The organism is Yersinia nurmii, assembly GCF_001112925.1.
Taxonomy (GTDB): Bacteria; Pseudomonadota; Gammaproteobacteria; order Enterobacterales; family Enterobacteriaceae; genus Yersinia; species Yersinia nurmii.
This window is the reverse complement of sequence record NZ_CPYD01000002.1, coordinates 159,154-177,300: the sequence shown is the minus strand read 5'-3', so window position 1 is coordinate 177,300 and position 18,147 is coordinate 159,154. Positions and strand designations below refer to the sequence as shown.

Sequence of the window (18,147 nt, the reverse complement as noted above, 5' to 3'; positions counted from 1 at the left end):
CTCCATGAAATTACGTTCAGCCCCTGCGCTTAGGGGATCTGTCTATTTATCTGGACGCTAATCTGCCCGTTACCGCTGAATTCCTGTACCACGCTTTCACCAAACCAGTCGCCGTGCTGAGGATTTGCCGTACCGTCCAGCGATAAACGCACCCGAATCTTTACCTGATGCAAAGCAGAAAGCAACGATTCCGGCATCATCGCATTACTGTCATCCAGCGATAATGTCAGTGGGAATCGGCTCAGCGGTAGCTGTTTAACGGCCACTGGCACCGGACTCACTCCGTCAGTGACCGAAATAATCAGAGTCCCTTGTTGCGGTAATTTTTTAGCTGCGTCGGGGGACAAAGAAACCGTCACTTCCAGTTTAGCTGTTTCCAGACCAGACTGTGCTTTTGCCTGCTGAATACTGCGTTTTATTACTTCAGCACGAGAATCGCCGGCAGGCAGCAATTTTAGCATAACTTCCCACGCGCCAATGGCTTGTTTGAAATCTCCCTGCTCAAAGGCATTAAATGCTAATAGACTCAGCACGCGCGTGTTGCCGTGATCCTGCGCTAACATGCTACGCAGCATTTGCGTGGCTTTCTGGTTATCCTGCGGATCGTTAGAACGGGTTAACACCTCGGCATAGCCGAGTTTCACGTCCATATTATCCGGCGCGAGCTGATAGGCTTTTTCAAACGCCTGCGTCGCAGTAGTGGCATTATTCAGCGCCATACCCACTCGGCCCAGCATCATCCAGTCGTTAACATTGCTATCGTCTTGCTGTAAAGAGGTGCGCAGCCCTAAACCCAAGCGCGCCACTTCTTCCATCGTCAGCGGCTCTGCCCGTTCATTGGCGACTCTGGCACGTAACTCCGGCATTTGCGCCTGTACTTCCCGCCACGCGTGCAACTGGGTTAAACCACCGGTTTTGACATAAAACCCTACGGCAACCACGACCAAAATCACCACGCCGGGCAATAATGCCCAACGGCTTATCGGGCTGGATTGTTCCGCAGATTGCTCAGGAATATCTGTCAGTAGATTCTGCTGTAGCTCTTTGATCAGTTCCGGCCGCTCAGCGACCACGCCCTGCTCTTCGTCTTCTGCCAGTTCGTTTAATCTATCCTGATAAAAGGCTTTATTCAGATCATCCCGCGTTGTTTTGCGGTTATTACTGCTTTGTTTCATTGCCGGAACCACTAACAGGGCACCCGCTCCGGCCAGCGCAATGATTACTATTAGCCAAAAAGCCATTATGGTTGTTTCCCGTCAGTATTTGCCAAATTCCGGTTTTCCGCTTCATTCTGCGCCAGTATGACAGCCAGACGCTGCCGTTCCTGCTCCGGTAACTCGTGTTCAGCAAGCATCTGGTTACGGCGACGCCCGCGTAAAATTACGACCGCCCCGCCGATCAGCACAAACAGCGCTGGCCCCACCCACAAAATGAGCGTAGCGGCAGTCACTGGTGGTTCATAAGTAACAAAATTGCCGTAACGCGCCACCATATAATCGATAATTTCAGGCTTGGTTTTGCCCTGGCGCATCAGCTCATACACTTTATTGCGCATATCAGCGGCAATAATGGCGTTAGAATCCGCAATACTGTTGTTCTGGCATTTGGGGCAACGCAGTTGCTCGGTTAATTCCCGATACTGCTGCTCCTGTTGAACCGAACTAAACTGATAAGTATCAATGGCTGCGAACGCGGCCCAGCTCAGTAACATGCCGAGGACCAGACTGATTAGCCTCATGATCCCTCCTGATACTTTTTATAGAGCGGCAGAATTTCTTGCTGCCAGACACGATCGTTAAGATCCCCCGCATGGCGGTAGCGAATGATCCCTTGTCCGTCGATCAAAAAGGTCTCAGGAGCGCCATAAACGCCTAAATCCAACCCCAGCATTCCATCACCGTCATATAAACTCAACGCGTAAGGATTCCCCAGCGTATTCAACCAGTTCACCGCTTTGGTACGGTCATCCTTATAATTCAGCCCCACCACACGAATTCCCTGCGCCGCCAGTTTATTCAGATATTCATGCTCGGCACGGCAAGTCGGACACCAGGTAGCCCACACGTTAAGCAACATAGGTTTACCGTCGTGCAATACCGCCTGATCGTAGGTTTTTCCAGCCTGATCCAGAGATTCTAGTTTAAAGGTCGGGACGGGTTTACCAATCAGCGCCGATTCTAGCATCGTAGGATCTTCCCCACCGGCATTGCGGCTCAATTGCACTAAAAATGCCACCACCAGCAGCAGGAAAAGCACCAGCGGAATAAACAATAATTTAGACTTCATTACGGTACCTCCGGTGCGATACCGCGTTTTAATTTCTTACTCATCCGATAGCGCGGGTCCAACATACACAGGATGCCGCCCACCGCCATAAATACACCGCCGTACCAAATCCAGCGGACGAAAGGTTTGTAATACAACCTCACCGCCCAGGAACCATCCTCCAGCTCTTCCCCCAACGCCGCATACAGATCCCGAGTCAGGCCACCGTCGATAGCCGCTTCGGTCATCATGGAGCGAGCGGTACTGTAATAGCGTTTTTCTGCGTGCAGCGTCGCTTCGGGTTTACCGTTACGGGTAACGTCGATAATACCTACTCCACCGGTGTAGTTTGGCCCTTTAATGTCGTGAACATCTCGGAAAACAAAGTGATAATCGTGGATATCAATAGCATCTCCCGATTTCATTCTGACATCGCGCTCAACGCTGTAATTCTGACTAAAGGCAATGCCAATCACCGTAACTGCCACGCCCAGATGCCCTAAAACCATTCCCCAATGACTGCGGGAAAGGTGAGTCAGGCCACGCCAGAAACCGTGGCGATGCGTCGCTCGCTCATGCAATTCCATTAGCGTCAGAATAATGACCCAGAAAGCCATCATCAAACCCACTACCGTCATTCCGGCGATACTATCCTGCATTAACCAAGGCACTAAAATTGACAGTAACGTGGTTGCCACTAAGGCCATCCCCAAACGACGCCACAATTTGCTCGGTTCATCCCGACGCCAGCGTACCAACGGGCCAATCCCCAGCAACAGTGCCAACGGTGCCATCAGCCAGGTAAACATGGTATTAAAGAAGGGTTCCCCGATGGAAATACTACCTAGCCCCAGTTGTTTATGCACCAGCGGCAGCAAAGTCCCCAATAGCACAACGAGCATGGCTGCAATCAGCAATACGTTGTTTCCTAACAAAAATGTCTCTCGAGAGAACACTTCATGCTGAGTACGGCTGCGTACCTGTGCGCCTTTTACCGCGTACAACAGTAAGGAACCGCCTATCACAATCACCAGATAGGCCAGAATAAACATACCTCGCGCCGGATCGGAGGCAAAAGAGTGCACCGAAACCAATACGCCGGAACGCACCAAGAAGGTTCCCATTAAGCACAGGGAGAAAGCGGTGATAGCCAGCAGCACCGTCCACGCTTTGAAAGTACCGCGTTTTTCCGTCACCGCCAGAGAGTGAATCAGCGCGGTTCCGGCCAGCCACGGCATAAATGACGCATTTTCTACCGGGTCCCAGAACCACCAACCGCCCCAGCCCAATTCGTAATAAGCCCACGCCGAGCCCAGCACGATCCCCAGAGTGAGGAATACCCAAGCCGCCTGCGTCCAGGGCCGTGACCATCGTGCCCATGCGGTATCCAAACGCCCCGCCATCAACGAAGCGATGGCAAAGGCGAACGCCACAGAAAATCCGACGTATCCCATATATAACAATGGTGGATGGAAAATCAGCCCGACATCCTGTAGCAACGGATTCAAATCCTGACCATCAACCGGGAAGTTAGGCAAAGTTCGGGTGAAAGGATTAGACGTCATGATGATAAACAGTAGGAAACCGCCGGTAATCATGCCTAATACGGATAAAACTCGCGCCACGGCGTCCTGCGGCATTTGACGGCTGAATAATGCTACCGCCAGTGACCAACAACTTAGCAGCAACACCCAAAGTAATAGCGAGCCTTCATGCGCCCCCCAAGTAGCGGCGATTCGGTAATAAACCGGCAACTGGCTATTTGAGTTAGCCGCTACATAGGAAACAGTAAAATCATTCACTACAAAGGCATACACCAGACACATAAACGATAGCGCTACGGTCACAAACATACCGTAGGTCAATGGTTGTGCTACAGCCATCATTCGCACGTCCTGCCGCGCCGCGCCCCACTGGGGGTAAATGCTCAGCAGCAGCGATATCGCCAGCGCCAGACATAACAGGAAATTGCCGATTTCAGGCATCATGACGCGTTACCCTCACTCTGACCGTTGGTGTAAGCCGCCGCCGGGCGAACGTGATTTTCTTTCATCGCTTCAACAACTTCCGGTGGCGTATATTTTTCATCATGCTTAGCCAGCACTTCTTTAGCATCCACCCGATTTCCTTCCGCAAAAACGCCCTGAGCTACCACACCCTGTCCCTCACGGAACAGATCCGGCAAAATGCCGGTGTAAGTCACGTCGATCGCACCGCGCGCGTCATACACCTTAAAAGTGACCTGTAAGCTCTGCGGGTCACGTTTTACTGAACCGGGCATCACCATTCCACCAATACGCAGACGTTGCCCAACCTCAGGTTTTTCGTGCTTGGGTCCCTTCCCCTGTAAAATCTCGCTGGGGGTATAAAACAGATCAATATTGGCTCGCAAGGCATAAAGCACCAGCGTGGTGGTCAAACCTATGCCGATTAACACTACTAAGGCCAGATACAGACGGCTTTTTCGACGTGGGTTCATTATTTTCTCTCCCGCTGCTGCGCCTGACGAACTCGCTGATCGCGTCTACGTTGGCGTCGAATACTCTTCAATAACCCTTGTTTCATCCACAGGGTATGCGCCCATAAACCAAACAACGACAGCAAGGCCACGACCACCGCCAGCCAGACATAAAAGGCGTAGCCACCCATTGCGAAAAATTCCGCCCAAGAGTTGAATGCCGGTGTCATAGCGAGCGCTCCTTACCTAACAACGCCACCACCCAAGGGCGATGACGCTCCTGATGTAAAATAAGGTTACGCAAACGCATTAACGTGAGAGTGGCAAAAAAGAAGAGATAACCGAAGATTGCCCAACGCAGCGGAGTACGCATGGTCGGGTAAATGGTTTGCTGCATATCGGTAGAACCTTGATGCAAGGTATTCCACCACACCACGGAAAAATGAATGATAGGAATATTCACCACGCCGACCAATACTAAAATACCGGCCGCTCGACCAGCCAGTTTTCGATCGTCAAACGCGTGATACAGCGCAATCACGCCGATATACAGAAACAGCAGTACTAGCTCAGACGTCAGGCGCGCGTCCCACAACCACCAAGTTCCCCACATAGGTTTTCCCCAAGCGGAGCCGGTAGCCAGCGCAATAAAGGTAAATACAGCCCCCACGGGAGCCATTGCCGCCACGGCCAAATCCGCCATTTTTATCTGCCAGACCAGCCCGATAAAGGCGGCTATCGCCATAGACACATAAATACCCATCGACCAAATCGCCGCTGGCACATGCAGATACATTATTCTAAAACTGTTACCTTGCTGATAATCAGCCGGTGCGAAGCCAAAGCCTCCTCCCCAACCGATAGCCAGACAAATAATGGCCGCTGCGCCGAACCACGGAATAAAGCGACCGCAGACTCTGTACAGCCTTTCCGGCTGGGCAAATTGATGAAACCATTTCCACATGTTGGTCATTGCTCACTATAAAAATGACGGTAATCGTCTTGGTAATCGTCCTGCTAACTAAGCCGATACGGGTTGCGGTGCACAATCTGCTCTGAATGGCGTTGGCTACCACATTCAATAAAAAATATGTATTTCAACCAGATGCGTCACTGCATGGTCGCCAGATATCATCCAATTCATCGTACGAAATCTGTAAATTTAAATAGGATTAATGAATGCTTACTCTCAACGCAGCCGCCGTGGCAAAAGGAGCTAACGTAGCGCTACCGGCCAGCATTGCGCCAAGAATCGCCAGATATCCATCAATAGGCATCCCCATTGAGGCAGCATCAATAGCTGCGGTGGCGAAGATAAGAACCGGTATATATAAAGGTAAAACCAGCAAACTTAATAATACTCCACCTCTGCGCAATCCCACCGTAAGCGCGACGCCGATAGCCCCGATAAAACTCAGCGTCGGCGTCCCCAGCAACAAAGTCAGCGCTACGGCGATGCCGGTATTCACATCCAGCGAAAGCAGCATACCCACCAGCGGCGAGAGAATTAGCAATGGCAATCCGGTCACGACCCAGTGAGCACACACTTTGCCTAACACCGTGAGCGGCAGCGGCGAAGGCAATAAAAGCAGTTGCTCCAACGACCCATCGAGAAAATCATCCCGAAACAGCCGTTCCAGCGATAACAATGAAGCCAGCAAAGCCGCGACCCAGACTATGCCCGGAGCAATACGCGCCAGTAACTGCGGCTCTGGGCCAACGCCCAATGGAAACAGAGTAATGACGATAAGAAAAAACCACAGTGGGTTAACAATCTCCGCGCCTTTTCTGAACGCAATTTTTAATTCCCGACGTAATACACTGAGAAACATCAGTTTGTCCCCGAGCCAATCAGGCTGATTTTTCTTACGCCCTGACGCACGCCGCCAAGCTCCTGATGGGTTGTCAACAGCACCATTCCCCCAGCCGCAGCCTGTTGCTCAAATAAAGCGATCAACTCACTTACGCCCTGTTTATCAATCGCCGTCAGCGGCTCATCCAAAATCCAGAGTGGGGCTTTACTCAGCCATAAACGAGCCAGCGCTACGCGACGCTGCTGACCGGCAGAAAGCTGGGCAACCGGCAAATCTTCATAGCCGACCAAACCCACGTTTTCTAACGCCTGCCAGATGGCATTTTCGTCATAATCACTCTGAGCCGATTGATAAAAAGCCAGGTTTTCGAAAGGAGTGAGCACCGATTTTATTCCGGGCTGATGGCCCAGAAATAATAAATCCTGATGATAACCAGCGCGATCCCGCAGGATATTCGCTTCCTGCCAGTGAACTTCACCAGCGTCGGCCTGCGCCAGACCGGCTAAAATCCGCAACAGGCTGGTTTTCCCCGCTCCGTTGGGGCCTTCCACCTGTACGATATCCCCCGCTTTGATACAGAAACTTAGTCCCTTAAATAAGGTTCGTTCGTCGCGTATGCAACTCAGATTTTTCGCTTCCAACATGGGATTCGTCTTTTAACCGCAAGATTTTCAACAACCGGGAACCGGAATAATAGCATAAGGCCTAACCCTTACGTAGCATGGGTCTATCCCGAAACCTAACCTTATAGAGTTAATATTCAGCATAAGATCAATATTTTGTAGAAAAAACAGTCAAAGCTGACGTTTTGTGACAGTTTCAGTTCCTTTCTCAATAATCGCTTCTTTCCCATCTCAACATTCGCTGTAAAAAAGCCACTATGCTTAATAGCTGAATCTAGTCCCTCCCGTCTATCAACGCTGAAAAGTTAATCCGGCTTCCTGAGGAGAAAGACATGAATGACCATAAAAACAACGATGGCGATATTCAGGTAGAAAGCGATGAGCAAAAACAGGGAAAAGAGATTGATGTTAATGAGAAAAATCTCCCTTCACGCGCGGCCGCAATACACGAGAAAATTCGCGTCGAAGGCGAAAAAGAACTGGAGCGCGATGGCTTAGCGCTATTGCTATCGGCCATTGCTGCGGGCTTATCTATGGGAGCATCTTTAATGGCAAAAGGCATTTTTCACGCCAAATTATCCGATGCACCCGCCAGCCTTTTTATCGAGAATATCGGTTATACCTTCGGCTTTATTATTGTCATTATGGCTCGCCAGCAGCTGTTTACTGAAAATACCGTCACTGCAGTATTGCCCATTATGCAAAAACCCAGCGTTAAGAATTTCAGTATTTTATTTCGCCTATGGGGATTAGTTTTGCTGGGAAACTTAATTGGAACCGCCTTGGCCGCGGGATCATTTATCCATATTCCCTTGTTTGATGACGCGACGCGCGCCGCTTTTATCAGCATTGCTCAGGATATTATGGAAAATACGCCAGCCGAAATGTTTACTAAAGGCATTCTTTCCGGCTGGATTATCGCCACCATGGTGTGGATGCTACCCTCCGCTGGCGCGGCTAAAATCTGGGTGATTTTTCTAATGACCTATCTGGTGGCTTTATGCGATCTCACTCATATCGTCGTTGGCTCCGCAGAAATCTTCTATCTGGTATTTAGCGGTAACCTTTCATGGCAGGAATTTATTTACCCCTTCGCTATCCCGACGCTTGCCGGCAATATCATCGGTGGCTCCTTTATATTTGCTCTGATAAGTCATGCTCAAATACGCAGCGATATGACGAGAAAACCAAAAAAATCTAAAGAAAACACCCAAAAAAAGACTGATTTGCAGAAAAAATAAATCTAGCCGCAGATCGGAACTAGCATTCTCTGGTGGATTTAGCGATAAGCATTTTTAAGCGATAACTGGCGATAATGTAAACAAACAAACCGCTAACTGCTTATTTTCAGAGTGAAAATAGGTATAATGATGCACAGCTGCTTTTATCAACAGCAAAAATCATGGCATGTCCCCGTAGTTAAACGGATATAACAAGCCCCTCCTAAGGGCTAGTTACTGGTTCGATTCCAGTCGGGGACACCATAACACCTCTCAGCACGTCCCGTTATTACATCAAATAGCTCACTACGCCTGATGAAATCCTAAATGCATTTATTCTTGTTCTAGCCCAACAACTTATTTTTCGCTGATGATTGCAGATTTATCGTACAATATGTCGCGAAAATGCATTACGGGTAGTCGCTGATTCGCTTTATGCCACACCGCCCATAATGTCTACTACAACGGTATCAATTGAAATCCCTGCTTCCGTAAAAACCCTATAGCAACTAATGGGCGGCTTCGACTCCCTACCTGGCTGGCTACTGCTCATCCCGAAAAGCATGTTAACGAAATGAGGGCGCGTACGTACTCTAACCGCCGATGATGACGGACCGTTATCGAGCCCTTTGATAACTGTCAGCACACCCACAGTTATTCCATTATTCAGGCGCTGTTCCCGGTAGTGGATTATAGGTCGACTATCTCGGTTCGTAGTACGGCTGATAGCAATATTTCCCGAGTGGAATGGACCGGTCATTTTACGCCGGTTGGCGCTAGCGATGCACAAACCGAAGCGTTGTTCTCCGGTATTTATCGTGATGGCCTACAGGTATTGAAAAACAACTTTAATGCCTAATCGCATTGAATCAACAGGAGTGCGGTGGCATTTTTCGGCCCATGCCCCTTTATAAAAAAGAGAAAAGTTACAAAAAATAGAAAAAATTATTGTTCGTCACTTTTTTCCACTGATGAGTTCGCTTTATTGTGTCTGGCATCAAGCTGTTCCTGAATAAATGAACGCTTCAAATAACCACTTATAGGGCTATGAATATAAAAATTATGCCCACTGTTATTTCCGCAAGCATTCTTTCCCTAATTGCTTTTAGCCCCCCGCGCAGAACGTGACTGCGACCAGCAGTACACTGATTTCAGCTGAAGTGATAATGGCTTAAAAAGGCACAAGAGATGAATGCATCAGGTTACCAGATCAACCGCACCCGCATGGGTAATAAAGTAATGATAAGTGCCAAGCTGTATAAACAAGTAAGCGACAAGAGTATAACTAGAGTATCAATGGGTTATATGCTGAACATATTATGATTGATACTTCGCTGTTTCCTCGGGAGGAGTAAATATAATTCACCACCATCAATCGCGCTAATAATAATTCATCCATACCAGCCTTGCTCATTACCGTGTAAAAAAAATAACATATTAATGATAAAAAATCGGCAAACATCGATTTGTATATGCAGCATGCAAATAACATTATTTACAAAACAACCTCAACAATAAATTGAAATAGCCTTTATTTGACACTCCTATTAATGCCATCAACAATACAGTTAATCGTCGTCACCCCCTCCTTTCGCCACACATGTTATCCGAGAATCAACATCAATAATAAAAGTTCATTTTCTTTATAAAATCGCTCATATTTTTAGAATGAAAATTAAATATTAACCGATATGACTTTGATCACCATTTTATGAACGCCTAAAGTATAAAATATGCTGTCAATATAACAACATGAATATTCACTATGCTAAGAAAAATAAATCAAATGTTATTCTCCACTAAGTCAAATTTACAGCATGATATTATCCCTTTAAATTCAACTGAGTCGAACACAGAGAGTATCTCTCTACTCCCTCCCTACGAAAGGATTATTTGCCAACAACTTTTAACCGGAGTTTCAACTCTTGAGATGGTTCGTGACTCGCTGCTCAATTCCAGCAACGACCTCAAACGTGAACAAGATGCAATAGACGAACTTAATCAACGAAACGACGAAGCAAAGCAAGCGTTGGAAAAACTGGTCAACTTTATTGTTCATATTGAGACTAATGCTAACCAGAGTACCGATTCATTAACTGAGTTTAGAAAATCAATCGATCAGATTAAAGGTTGCGTATCCGAAATAAACAAACTATCAAACCAGACGAATCTGATCGCAATAAACTCAGCAATTGAGGCTGCTCACGTAGGAAACAAAGGTCGTGGTTTTAGCGTAATAGCAAAAGAAATAAAATCATTGTCTGGCGAAGTCAAAGAAAGTACTGATGATATATTTCATCTAACAAAATCCATTGAAGATAATACAATCAAAGTTTGTAGCATAGTCTCAGAACAAAAACCGTTAATTGAGCATATTAAGAAAGACATTTCTAATATCGTAGACTCAATAAACATTGTTATCGCCCGTTCTTCTCACATGCAATCAATTATTGCATTCATTACCAACCTACAGTTTCTTAACATAGTAAAAATTGATCATGTTATATGGAAATTACAAATATATAAACTATTGCTAGACAATAACAATAGTGTTCAGGTTAATTCGCACACGGAATGCCGCTTAGGCAAATGGTATGCAGCCGGTGATGGCCGCAATCTTGCACATTATCCCGCTTATCAACAGTTAGAAAAACCTCATGCGGCAGTTCATCATTCTGGTCGTATAGCGCTTAGCGCTTTTTTTGATGACAATATAGATGCGATGACATCGGCTCTTGAACATATGGAGACGGCAAGTAATGAAGTCGTAGAACTAATAGACCGTTTGGCATCGGACATGACACCAAACAGCTAATCAAAAACCTATCATGCCTATGATAGATATTAGCAAAGTTTTTCCCCATAATGGAGTACGCGGTGGTATCTGGCTACGTACTCTATAATTACAGATATTTTATCTTCTGACTAACCTGACCAATTCCCACTCAACTACATCGCTAATTTTCGTCGTCACATTAATATCCGATAATAATCCTATGGAGAGCTAATATCATGGCAACCAACCCAAAAATCATATTGAATAGTTAGTTAAAACACGCGTTAACCACTATATCTAATAATTCGAATATTCCCCCATGCTTTTAAACACTCCCACCTTGCTTATCCTGTAATTCAGTATTTACTTAGAGAGTGGACCATGCGGGTTTGGCTAGTTATTGCGCCAGTTTGTATCCCCTCAGCGGCCATCCGTTGCTACCCCACCCGTGGAAACAGCGACACTCGATGTTGCCTCAAAACAGGACATCATCATGAAAAGTCATTTTGCTTCTAATACGATGAAAAAATTACCTTTGGTATGTTTGCTCGCCAGTTTATTGCAGGTTCCTACACTCACTCATGCAATGGGAGATGATTCGAATAAAACGCCGGATTGCCCAAAGGGTCAGGTTTATGACACCAAAACCAATAGTTGTGTGGTGGAAAAAACCAGTATGGTCAGCGATAGTGATAAAACACAGTATGCATATCATTTGGCAAAAACGGGGCGCTACCAGGAAGCGTTGGATCTATTGGATACGTTAAAACAACCAAATACCCGTGAAGCATGGAATTATCGCGGTTATGCCACCCGAAAATTAGGTCGTACAGACGAAGGCATTACTTATTATCAACGCTCAATTGCTCTTGATCCTCATTATCCTAAGGTCCGCGAATACCTGGGTGAGGCTTATATGATTAAAGGTCGCCCCGATCTGGCTAAAGCCGAATTAGCGACTATCAAAGGCCTATGCGGTACTGAATGTGAAGAATATCGAGATTTAGCCGCAGCTATAGACGGACATCCAGAATCCTGATAACGCTGTGTGGAAATATATCGGTAGCTGAACATGCAGATGAATCGGCTAATCCCATGAATAACAAGGGCCACCTAAAATAGGGTGACCCTTGAACATCATTTATTCACGTAAACTAAGATGAAATGCAGCTAACTTAAATTTTCGCGGTAGCGAGATATTTACTCATTTCCTCTGCTGGCACCATACCCCCACCGGTCGCCCAGACTAAATGGGTAGCATTTTCCATTTTCTCTGGGCTAAAGCCATGCTTGCTTAGATAATCGGGAGAACTCGTTACCCGAGCAGCTCCTGGCATACCTGCGAGAGCAGAAGGCTCCAGCTGAATTCCCTCATCACGAGCTAACAATCCGAGCAAGTCATACATTTCGCTATCGCTCAGGGTATAGAAGCCATCTAATAGATGCTCCATAGCTCTTCCAACGAAACCAGATGCCCGACCCACGGCCAGACCATCTGCAGCAGTAATATTATCAATGCCGAGATCTTGCACTGAAATATTGTCATGTAACTGAGTATAAACGCCTAGTAACATACATGGAGCATGCGTAGGTTCGGCAAAAATACAGTGTACATTATCGCCGAAAGCTAATTTCAATCCGAAAGCTACGCCGCCGGGGCCACCGCCAACGCCGCATGGCAGGTAAACAAACAGTGGGTGATCCTCATCAACCAGAATATTCTGCTCGGCAAATTGCTGCTTCAGACGATTTCCAGCCACTGAATATCCAAGGAATAAAGTTTGCGAATTCTCATCATCGATAAAGAAACAATCGGGATCGGATTCTGCCTGCTTACGCCCCTGCTCTACGGCAACGCCATAGTCTTGTTCATACTCCACTACGTTAACACCGTGTTCCCGCAGTTTCTTTTTCTTCCATTCCCGAGCATCGGCGGACATATGCACACTGACACTAAATCCGAGTTTGGCACTCATAATGCCAATTGACATTCCCAAATTACCGGTTGAGCCAACCGCAATTCGATAACGGCCAAAAAACTCGCGGAAAGACTCGGAAAACAGTTTGGCATAATCATCAGTTTCAGATAGTAAACCAGCCTGTTTAGCTAATTTTTCCGCATGTGTTAATACTTCATAAATACCGCCTCGCGCCTTAATAGAACCAGAAATAGGCAAATGGCTATCTTTCTTTAGTAATAAATGCCCCGTAATTTCACAGTTATAGCGCTGTTGCAGAGTTTTCTGCATTTCTGGAATCGCGACGATCTCCGACTCAATAATACCCTGAGTCTTTTGCGTTTCAGGAAACGCCTGGCAAAGATAAGGCGCAAAACGCTGTAAGCGGGCCTCCGCATCAGCCACATCTTCCTGCGTCAATCCGACATAGGGCAAGCCCTGTTCCAACGTGGTGGACAAAGGATTAAACCAAGTAACCTCTTCCAGATTGATAAGATTTTTGACTAAAGGGTAGCCGGTAATTAATTTATCAATTTCTGTCTTTTTCATGGAATATCTCTTTGTTGATCAAATAATGTAAGAAAGTAAAAAAGTCGTCGCCAAGGCAATTAACGAAGCGATAAACGTTGCCGTGGTATAATATTTAAAGGTTTCACTCAGCGTTGCGCCGCAATATTGTTTTACCAACCAGAATAATGAGTCAGTCACAATAGTGCAGCCTATCGCTCCGGAACCAATCGCCAATGTAATGATTTCAGGGCTGACATTGGGATACATCGGCAATATTGGCGATACAATCGCCGTCGCGCCCATCATCGCCACAGTGGCAGAACCGACTGCCGCGTGCAAAATAATCGCCACCAGCCAGGCCAGTAAAATTGGATGCATATCCATATTCGATAAAATCACGGCCAGAGTATCTGCCAAGCCACTGGCTTTTAATATTCCATTAAATGCCCCACCGGCACCGATAATTAATAAAATATTCGCGATAGATGAAAAACTGTCTTCGGTTTTTTTCAGCAGGGTAGCCATACCCATATTTTGTCTGATGCCTAAAGTGTAGTAGGCCACAAAAGCTGCAATAAACATCGCCGTTATTGGGTTACCAATAAACTCTAAAAGTGAATATAGCGAAGAACCTTTTTCCATATTCAGTTCTGCCGCAGTTTTCATCAACATCAGAATAATCGGCAGTAATACGGTAAACAATGTGGCGCTTAGCGATGGCAGGTCTTCTTCTCTACGTACCTGAAATTCAGAGAACTCAGCGGGTACTTGTTTAAACGGTAACCGATTACCCACGAACTTCAGGAATAATGGCCCACCAATTAATGAAGCTACCAATCCTACAAATAATCCGTAAACAATGACCGTCCCTACGTCTGCGCCTAATGCATTGGTCACATAAAGAGCGGCAGGATGTGGTGGAACCACACAGTGAACGGCCATTAATGCCGTACACAGAGGAATAGCTAATTTAAACAATGAGGTATTGGTTTTTCTGGCAATAGAGAATGCCAGCGGAATCAGTAATACCACCCCAACTTCAACAAACAGGGTAATACCGCACACCAACCCGACCAGAACCATAGTGACGTCTGGTGATAACCAACGGCATCGTTGCAGTGTTATACCAATACGTTCGGCCGCCCCGGAGACCTCCATCATTTTGCCTAAGATGGTGCCTAAACCAATAACAGCCGCTAAAAATCCTAGTGTGCCGCCAATTCCGCTTTCAATGGAGTTAACCATTTCCAGTGGGTTCATACCCATTAATAGGCCGACATAAAAACTGGCTAACAATAGCGCCAGAAAAGGATGAATCTTTAATTTTACTATGGCGAATATAATAATGATGATACTTGTTAATAACGTCCCCACTACCCAGATTTGTGAGTCCATATCCAACCTCAACCAATAGTTTTCTTGTGGCTTTATTGAATAAGAGTTGATAGAGACTGACAAACGATAAAAAAACGCTTTTGGATGAGCCAGATTGAATCAAACATGCCAAATAGGTCATATTTTGCGGTATAAGTACGATTTGAATCACATTAAATAACCCTAGTCATGCAGTGAAAATGTAAATCGGTATAATATTTAGACAAAATAAAGTGAGCAGCTTCCCTATGTACCCGGAAAACACCTATATCAACCGCAATCAACTTCTTAATGGCTATCAGCTATCAAAACTCTATACGTTTGAAGTTGCGGCTCGTCATAAATCTTTTGCCTTGGCGGCCAATGAGTTATCAATTAGCCCCAGCGCTGTAAGCCATCGTATAAATGGCCTCGAAGATGAATTGGGGTTTAAATTATTCCAGCGTTTTCACCGGAGAATTGAGCTTACCAGTGAAGGCGAACGGGTATTTTGGGCGCTGAAGTCCTCCCTTGATTACCTTAATCAGGAAGTTCTGGAGATTAAAAACCAGGAGTTATCCGGCACTCTTACAGTCTATTCTCGCCCTTCGATTGCCCAATGCTGGCTGGTGCCGAAACTAGCTGATTTTGCTCATCATTACCCGGCCATCAGCCTGAATATTATGACCGGTAATGACAACGTCAATTTTCTCGGTGGTGGCATAGATTTGGCCATTTACTACGATGATAAAACGCCGGAAAAGTTGTCGTATGAACACCTGATGGATGAGTCGATGGTGCCGGTGTGTAGCCCAGAATATGCGGAAAAACATCAACTTTACGGAAACTTGATCAACCTACGCCAATGTACGCTTCTACACGATCGACAGGCATGGAGCCGAGACTCGGATATCAGTGAATGGCAGGATTGGAGCCGACGAACTGGAGTCTCACTTGATACCACTCAGCGCAGTATGGGATTTGATCGTTCTGATTTAGCCATTCTCGCAGCAATCAACCACGTTGGTATCGCCATGGGGAGAAAAAAACTGGTGGCGCGTCGTCTGGCAAATCAGGAGTTGATTATGCCCTTCCCAGGGATGGAAGTGGTATGCGAACAGCGCTATTACATTTCGACGTTATCAGAACGCCAGTGGCCAAAAATTAACGTTTTTATCCAATGGTTAAAGAAAATGGCCGATAAATCATAAAAACTGCCCGTTATCAGCCGTATTACTCTAACTCGCTGTTAATCAGCTTTTTTTACGAATTCTGATTTCAGCTTCATCGGGCCAAAACCATCGATTTTACAATCGATATTATGATCGCCTTCGACTAAACGAATGCTTTTTACTTTGGTGCCGATTTTAAGAGTTGAAGAGCTGCCTTTCACCTTCAAATCTTTAATGACGGTTACCGCATCGCCATCTGCCAGTAGATTACCGTTGGCATCACGCACGACCAGACCTTCGTCATCCTCTGCCACATTGCCATTTTCAGACCACTCATGGCCGCACTCAGGGCAGTTCAACTGCTCACCGTTCTGCCAGGTAAATTCGGAACTACACTTTGGACAATTAGGTAATGCTGTCACGATAACCCCTTAATACTAAATAGAATAAATTTTAAAATACCGTAAATTAAAGGCTATGACCTTTATAAGTCGGTATTTTACACTTTTTATCCTATCGGAGACCAGCAAACTCACGAATAAACATGAATAAGAGTACGGATATACTTATTCCCTTGGGGCCACGCAGATAAAAATGGGTCGCCGAAGCAACCCATAAATAGTCAATAAAGCCGTCGTCAATACGTAATGAATAGCCTAATGTTCAACGTTTAAACTTATAGCAATAGCTTAATACCCTTGGCGCGCGCGGCCAACCGCTTCGCCTAACTGCCAAACGGCCATCGCATAATGAGTACTATGGTTATAACGAGTAATGGTGTAGAAATTGGGTAATCCGTACCAGTATTGATAGCCGGTGCCAACATCAAGACGCAGCAGGCTAGCCTCCTGATAACCCTCGAGAGACTCCCTTGGTTGTAGCCCCGCAGCGGCTAACGTAGTCACGGAATATCGGGTTTTAAATCCATTATCTAGCGCAGGAGCCTGCCCGATAGCCTGAACGGCAACTTTGCCACCTTTCTGCCAGCCGTGGGCTTTAAAATAGTTGGCCACGCTACCGATGGCGTCAACGGGATCCCAAAGATTGGTATGACCGTTTTCATCAAAATCAACCGCATAACTCTTGAAGGATGATGGCATAAACTGACCGTACCCCATTGCACCGGCGTAAGATCCTTTCAGGGAAAGCGGATCGTTACCTTCTTTACGCGCCATTAGCAGGAAGGTTTCCAACTCGCCGCTAAAGAATTCTGCGCGGCGCGGATAACTGAATGACAGCGTAGCCAATGCATCAATAATACGGGTTTTACCCATTACGCGACCCCAGCGGGTTTCTACCCCGATAATGCCAACAATGATCTCTGGGGGCACGCCGTAAACTTCATAAGCTCGCTGCAACGCATCCTGATATTGATTCCAGAAAGCTATACCATTTTGTAGGTTATCCGGTGTAATAAACTGGTTGCGATAGCGATTCCAGGCACCATTAGGCCCAGACGGTGGCCGGCTGGTCGGCGCCTGTTTATCCATCAAGCGAATAACCCAATCTAATTGTTGAGCTTGAGCTAATACATCATGTAATTGCTGACGGTCAAAATCGTGTTCTCGTACCATTTTATCGACAAAACGGTTTGCCGCTGGGTTAGTCGCGAAATCCCCACTTAGCATATGGCCTGTATGTGCCGGTTCCAGAAGAAAACCGCCCTTCTGAGGTGCCGTGGCTGAAGGTGTCGGTTGATTGCTACAGGCGGTCAGCAAAGTAAGCACAGGTAAAATAGCAGCCCAATAACGCATCGGTTATCCATACAGTCATATAAGAAAAAGTGATCACTATGGTAAGACATTGTTCGCTGCGAACAAACAGGAATCATAAAGAGATCAGCTAATCATGAATAAAATTATGCTATCCGCTTCAGATAAACCTGACTAAGCCACAAAATATGGACATAACTGCCGAGAGCGGGTAAACGTGAAGATCAAAATATTCCGTTAAAAGAGCTATATTCAGAGCGCCATCCACAAAAACTTTCTCTATTCA

The 18,147-nt window shown here is 46.2% G+C and carries 17 protein-coding genes, 1 tRNA gene and 1 pseudogene; 6 read left to right on the top strand and 13 right to left on the bottom strand.

The window, feature by feature from the left end:
• Positions 1-29 precede the first annotated feature (29 nt).
• The 9 genes from ccmI to ccmA form a co-directional block, all read right to left on the bottom strand.
• Positions 30-1,241 carry a c-type cytochrome biogenesis protein CcmI gene (ccmI, locus tag AD970_RS03625; RefSeq protein WP_049596971.1) on the bottom strand — a complete coding sequence of 404 codons (1,212 nt, stop codon included), beginning with the start codon at positions 1,239-1,241 and terminating at the stop codon, positions 30-32.
• A complete protein-coding gene (locus AD970_RS03620) occupies positions 1,241-1,738 on the bottom strand; it encodes a cytochrome c-type biogenesis protein (protein WP_049596970.1) in 498 nt (165 codons plus the stop codon). Before AD970_RS03620 ends, ccmI begins: the two co-directional genes overlap by 1 nt.
• A complete protein-coding gene (locus tag AD970_RS03615; protein WP_049596969.1) occupies positions 1,735-2,286 on the bottom strand; it encodes a DsbE family thiol:disulfide interchange protein in 552 nt (183 codons plus the stop codon). Before AD970_RS03615 ends, AD970_RS03620 begins: the two co-directional genes overlap by 4 nt.
• Positions 2,286-4,253, bottom strand: a complete 1,968-nt coding sequence (locus tag AD970_RS03610) for a heme lyase CcmF/NrfE family subunit (RefSeq protein WP_049596968.1) — start codon at positions 4,251-4,253, stop codon at positions 2,286-2,288. The genes AD970_RS03615 and AD970_RS03610 overlap by 1 nt, the downstream gene beginning before the upstream one ends.
• The gene (ccmE, locus tag AD970_RS03605; RefSeq protein WP_049596967.1) at positions 4,250-4,744 is read right to left on the bottom strand and encodes a cytochrome c maturation protein CcmE; all 495 of its coding nucleotides are present in this window, start codon (positions 4,742-4,744) and stop codon (positions 4,250-4,252) included. Before ccmE ends, AD970_RS03610 begins: the two co-directional genes overlap by 4 nt.
• A complete protein-coding gene (gene ccmD, locus AD970_RS03600) occupies positions 4,744-4,953 on the bottom strand; it encodes a heme exporter protein CcmD (protein ID WP_049596966.1) in 210 nt (69 codons plus the stop codon). The genes ccmE and ccmD overlap by 1 nt, the downstream gene beginning before the upstream one ends.
• Positions 4,950-5,687 carry a heme ABC transporter permease gene (locus tag AD970_RS03595; RefSeq protein WP_049596965.1) on the bottom strand — a complete coding sequence of 246 codons (738 nt, stop codon included), beginning with the start codon at positions 5,685-5,687 and terminating at the stop codon, positions 4,950-4,952. The genes ccmD and AD970_RS03595 overlap by 4 nt, the downstream gene beginning before the upstream one ends.
• A gap of 208 nt (positions 5,688-5,895) precedes the next feature.
• Positions 5,896-6,555: a heme exporter protein CcmB gene (gene ccmB, locus AD970_RS03590; protein WP_049596964.1), complete on the bottom strand. Its 660-nt coding sequence runs from the start codon at positions 6,553-6,555 to the stop codon at positions 5,896-5,898.
• Complete coding sequence (gene ccmA, locus AD970_RS03585) at positions 6,555-7,181, bottom strand: cytochrome c biogenesis heme-transporting ATPase CcmA (RefSeq protein ID WP_049596963.1); 627 nt, start codon at positions 7,179-7,181, stop codon at positions 6,555-6,557. Before ccmA ends, ccmB begins: the two co-directional genes overlap by 1 nt.
• A gap of 311 nt (positions 7,182-7,492) precedes the next feature.
• Here ccmA and AD970_RS03580 point away from each other — a divergent pair, with 311 nt between their 5' ends.
• The 5 genes and pseudogenes from AD970_RS03580 to AD970_RS03560 all read left to right on the top strand — a co-directional run bounded on the left by AD970_RS03580 (position 7,493) and on the right by AD970_RS03560 (position 12,195).
• The gene (locus tag AD970_RS03580; protein ID WP_049596962.1) at positions 7,493-8,401 is read left to right on the top strand and encodes a formate/nitrite transporter family protein; all 909 of its coding nucleotides are present in this window, start codon (positions 7,493-7,495) and stop codon (positions 8,399-8,401) included.
• Positions 8,402-8,569: 168 nt separating this feature from the next.
• Positions 8,570-8,644: transfer RNA gene (locus AD970_RS03575), tRNA-Arg, on the top strand.
• 248 nt (positions 8,645-8,892) lie between these two features.
• Positions 8,893-9,239, top strand: a pseudogene (locus tag AD970_RS03570) (SRPBCC family protein).
• 906 nt (positions 9,240-10,145) lie between these two features.
• A complete protein-coding gene (locus AD970_RS03565; protein ID WP_049596961.1) occupies positions 10,146-11,195 on the top strand; it encodes a methyl-accepting chemotaxis protein in 1,050 nt (349 codons plus the stop codon).
• A gap of 481 nt (positions 11,196-11,676) precedes the next feature.
• Complete coding sequence (locus tag AD970_RS03560) at positions 11,677-12,195, top strand: tetratricopeptide repeat protein (protein ID WP_408068303.1); 519 nt, start codon at positions 11,677-11,679, stop codon at positions 12,193-12,195.
• A 136-nt stretch (positions 12,196-12,331) separates the two neighbouring features.
• Here AD970_RS03560 and AD970_RS03555 read toward each other — a convergent pair whose 3' ends face one another.
• Positions 12,332-13,663: a D-serine ammonia-lyase gene (locus AD970_RS03555; protein WP_049596959.1), complete on the bottom strand. Its 1,332-nt coding sequence runs from the start codon at positions 13,661-13,663 to the stop codon at positions 12,332-12,334.
• Between the two features lie 18 nt (positions 13,664-13,681).
• Positions 13,682-15,019, bottom strand: coding sequence for a D-serine transporter DsdX (dsdX, locus tag AD970_RS03550; RefSeq protein ID WP_049596958.1), 1,338 nt, complete (start codon positions 15,017-15,019; stop codon positions 13,682-13,684).
• Positions 15,020-15,246: 227 nt separating this feature from the next.
• On the opposite strand from dsdX, the gene dsdC reads away from it, so the two are divergent.
• A complete protein-coding gene (gene dsdC, locus AD970_RS03545; protein WP_049596957.1) occupies positions 15,247-16,188 on the top strand; it encodes a DNA-binding transcriptional regulator DsdC in 942 nt (313 codons plus the stop codon).
• Positions 16,189-16,226: 38 nt separating this feature from the next.
• Here dsdC and AD970_RS03540 read toward each other — a convergent pair whose 3' ends face one another.
• Together AD970_RS03540 and mltB are read right to left on the bottom strand one after the other, a co-directional pair.
• Positions 16,227-16,571 (bottom strand): zinc ribbon domain-containing protein YjdM, encoded by a 345-nt coding sequence (locus AD970_RS03540; RefSeq protein WP_049596956.1) that lies wholly within the window; start codon positions 16,569-16,571, stop codon positions 16,227-16,229.
• A gap of 267 nt (positions 16,572-16,838) precedes the next feature.
• Complete coding sequence (gene mltB / locus AD970_RS03535; RefSeq protein ID WP_049596955.1) at positions 16,839-17,903, bottom strand: lytic murein transglycosylase B; 1,065 nt, start codon at positions 17,901-17,903, stop codon at positions 16,839-16,841.
• Between the last annotated feature and the right edge of the window lie 244 nt (positions 17,904-18,147).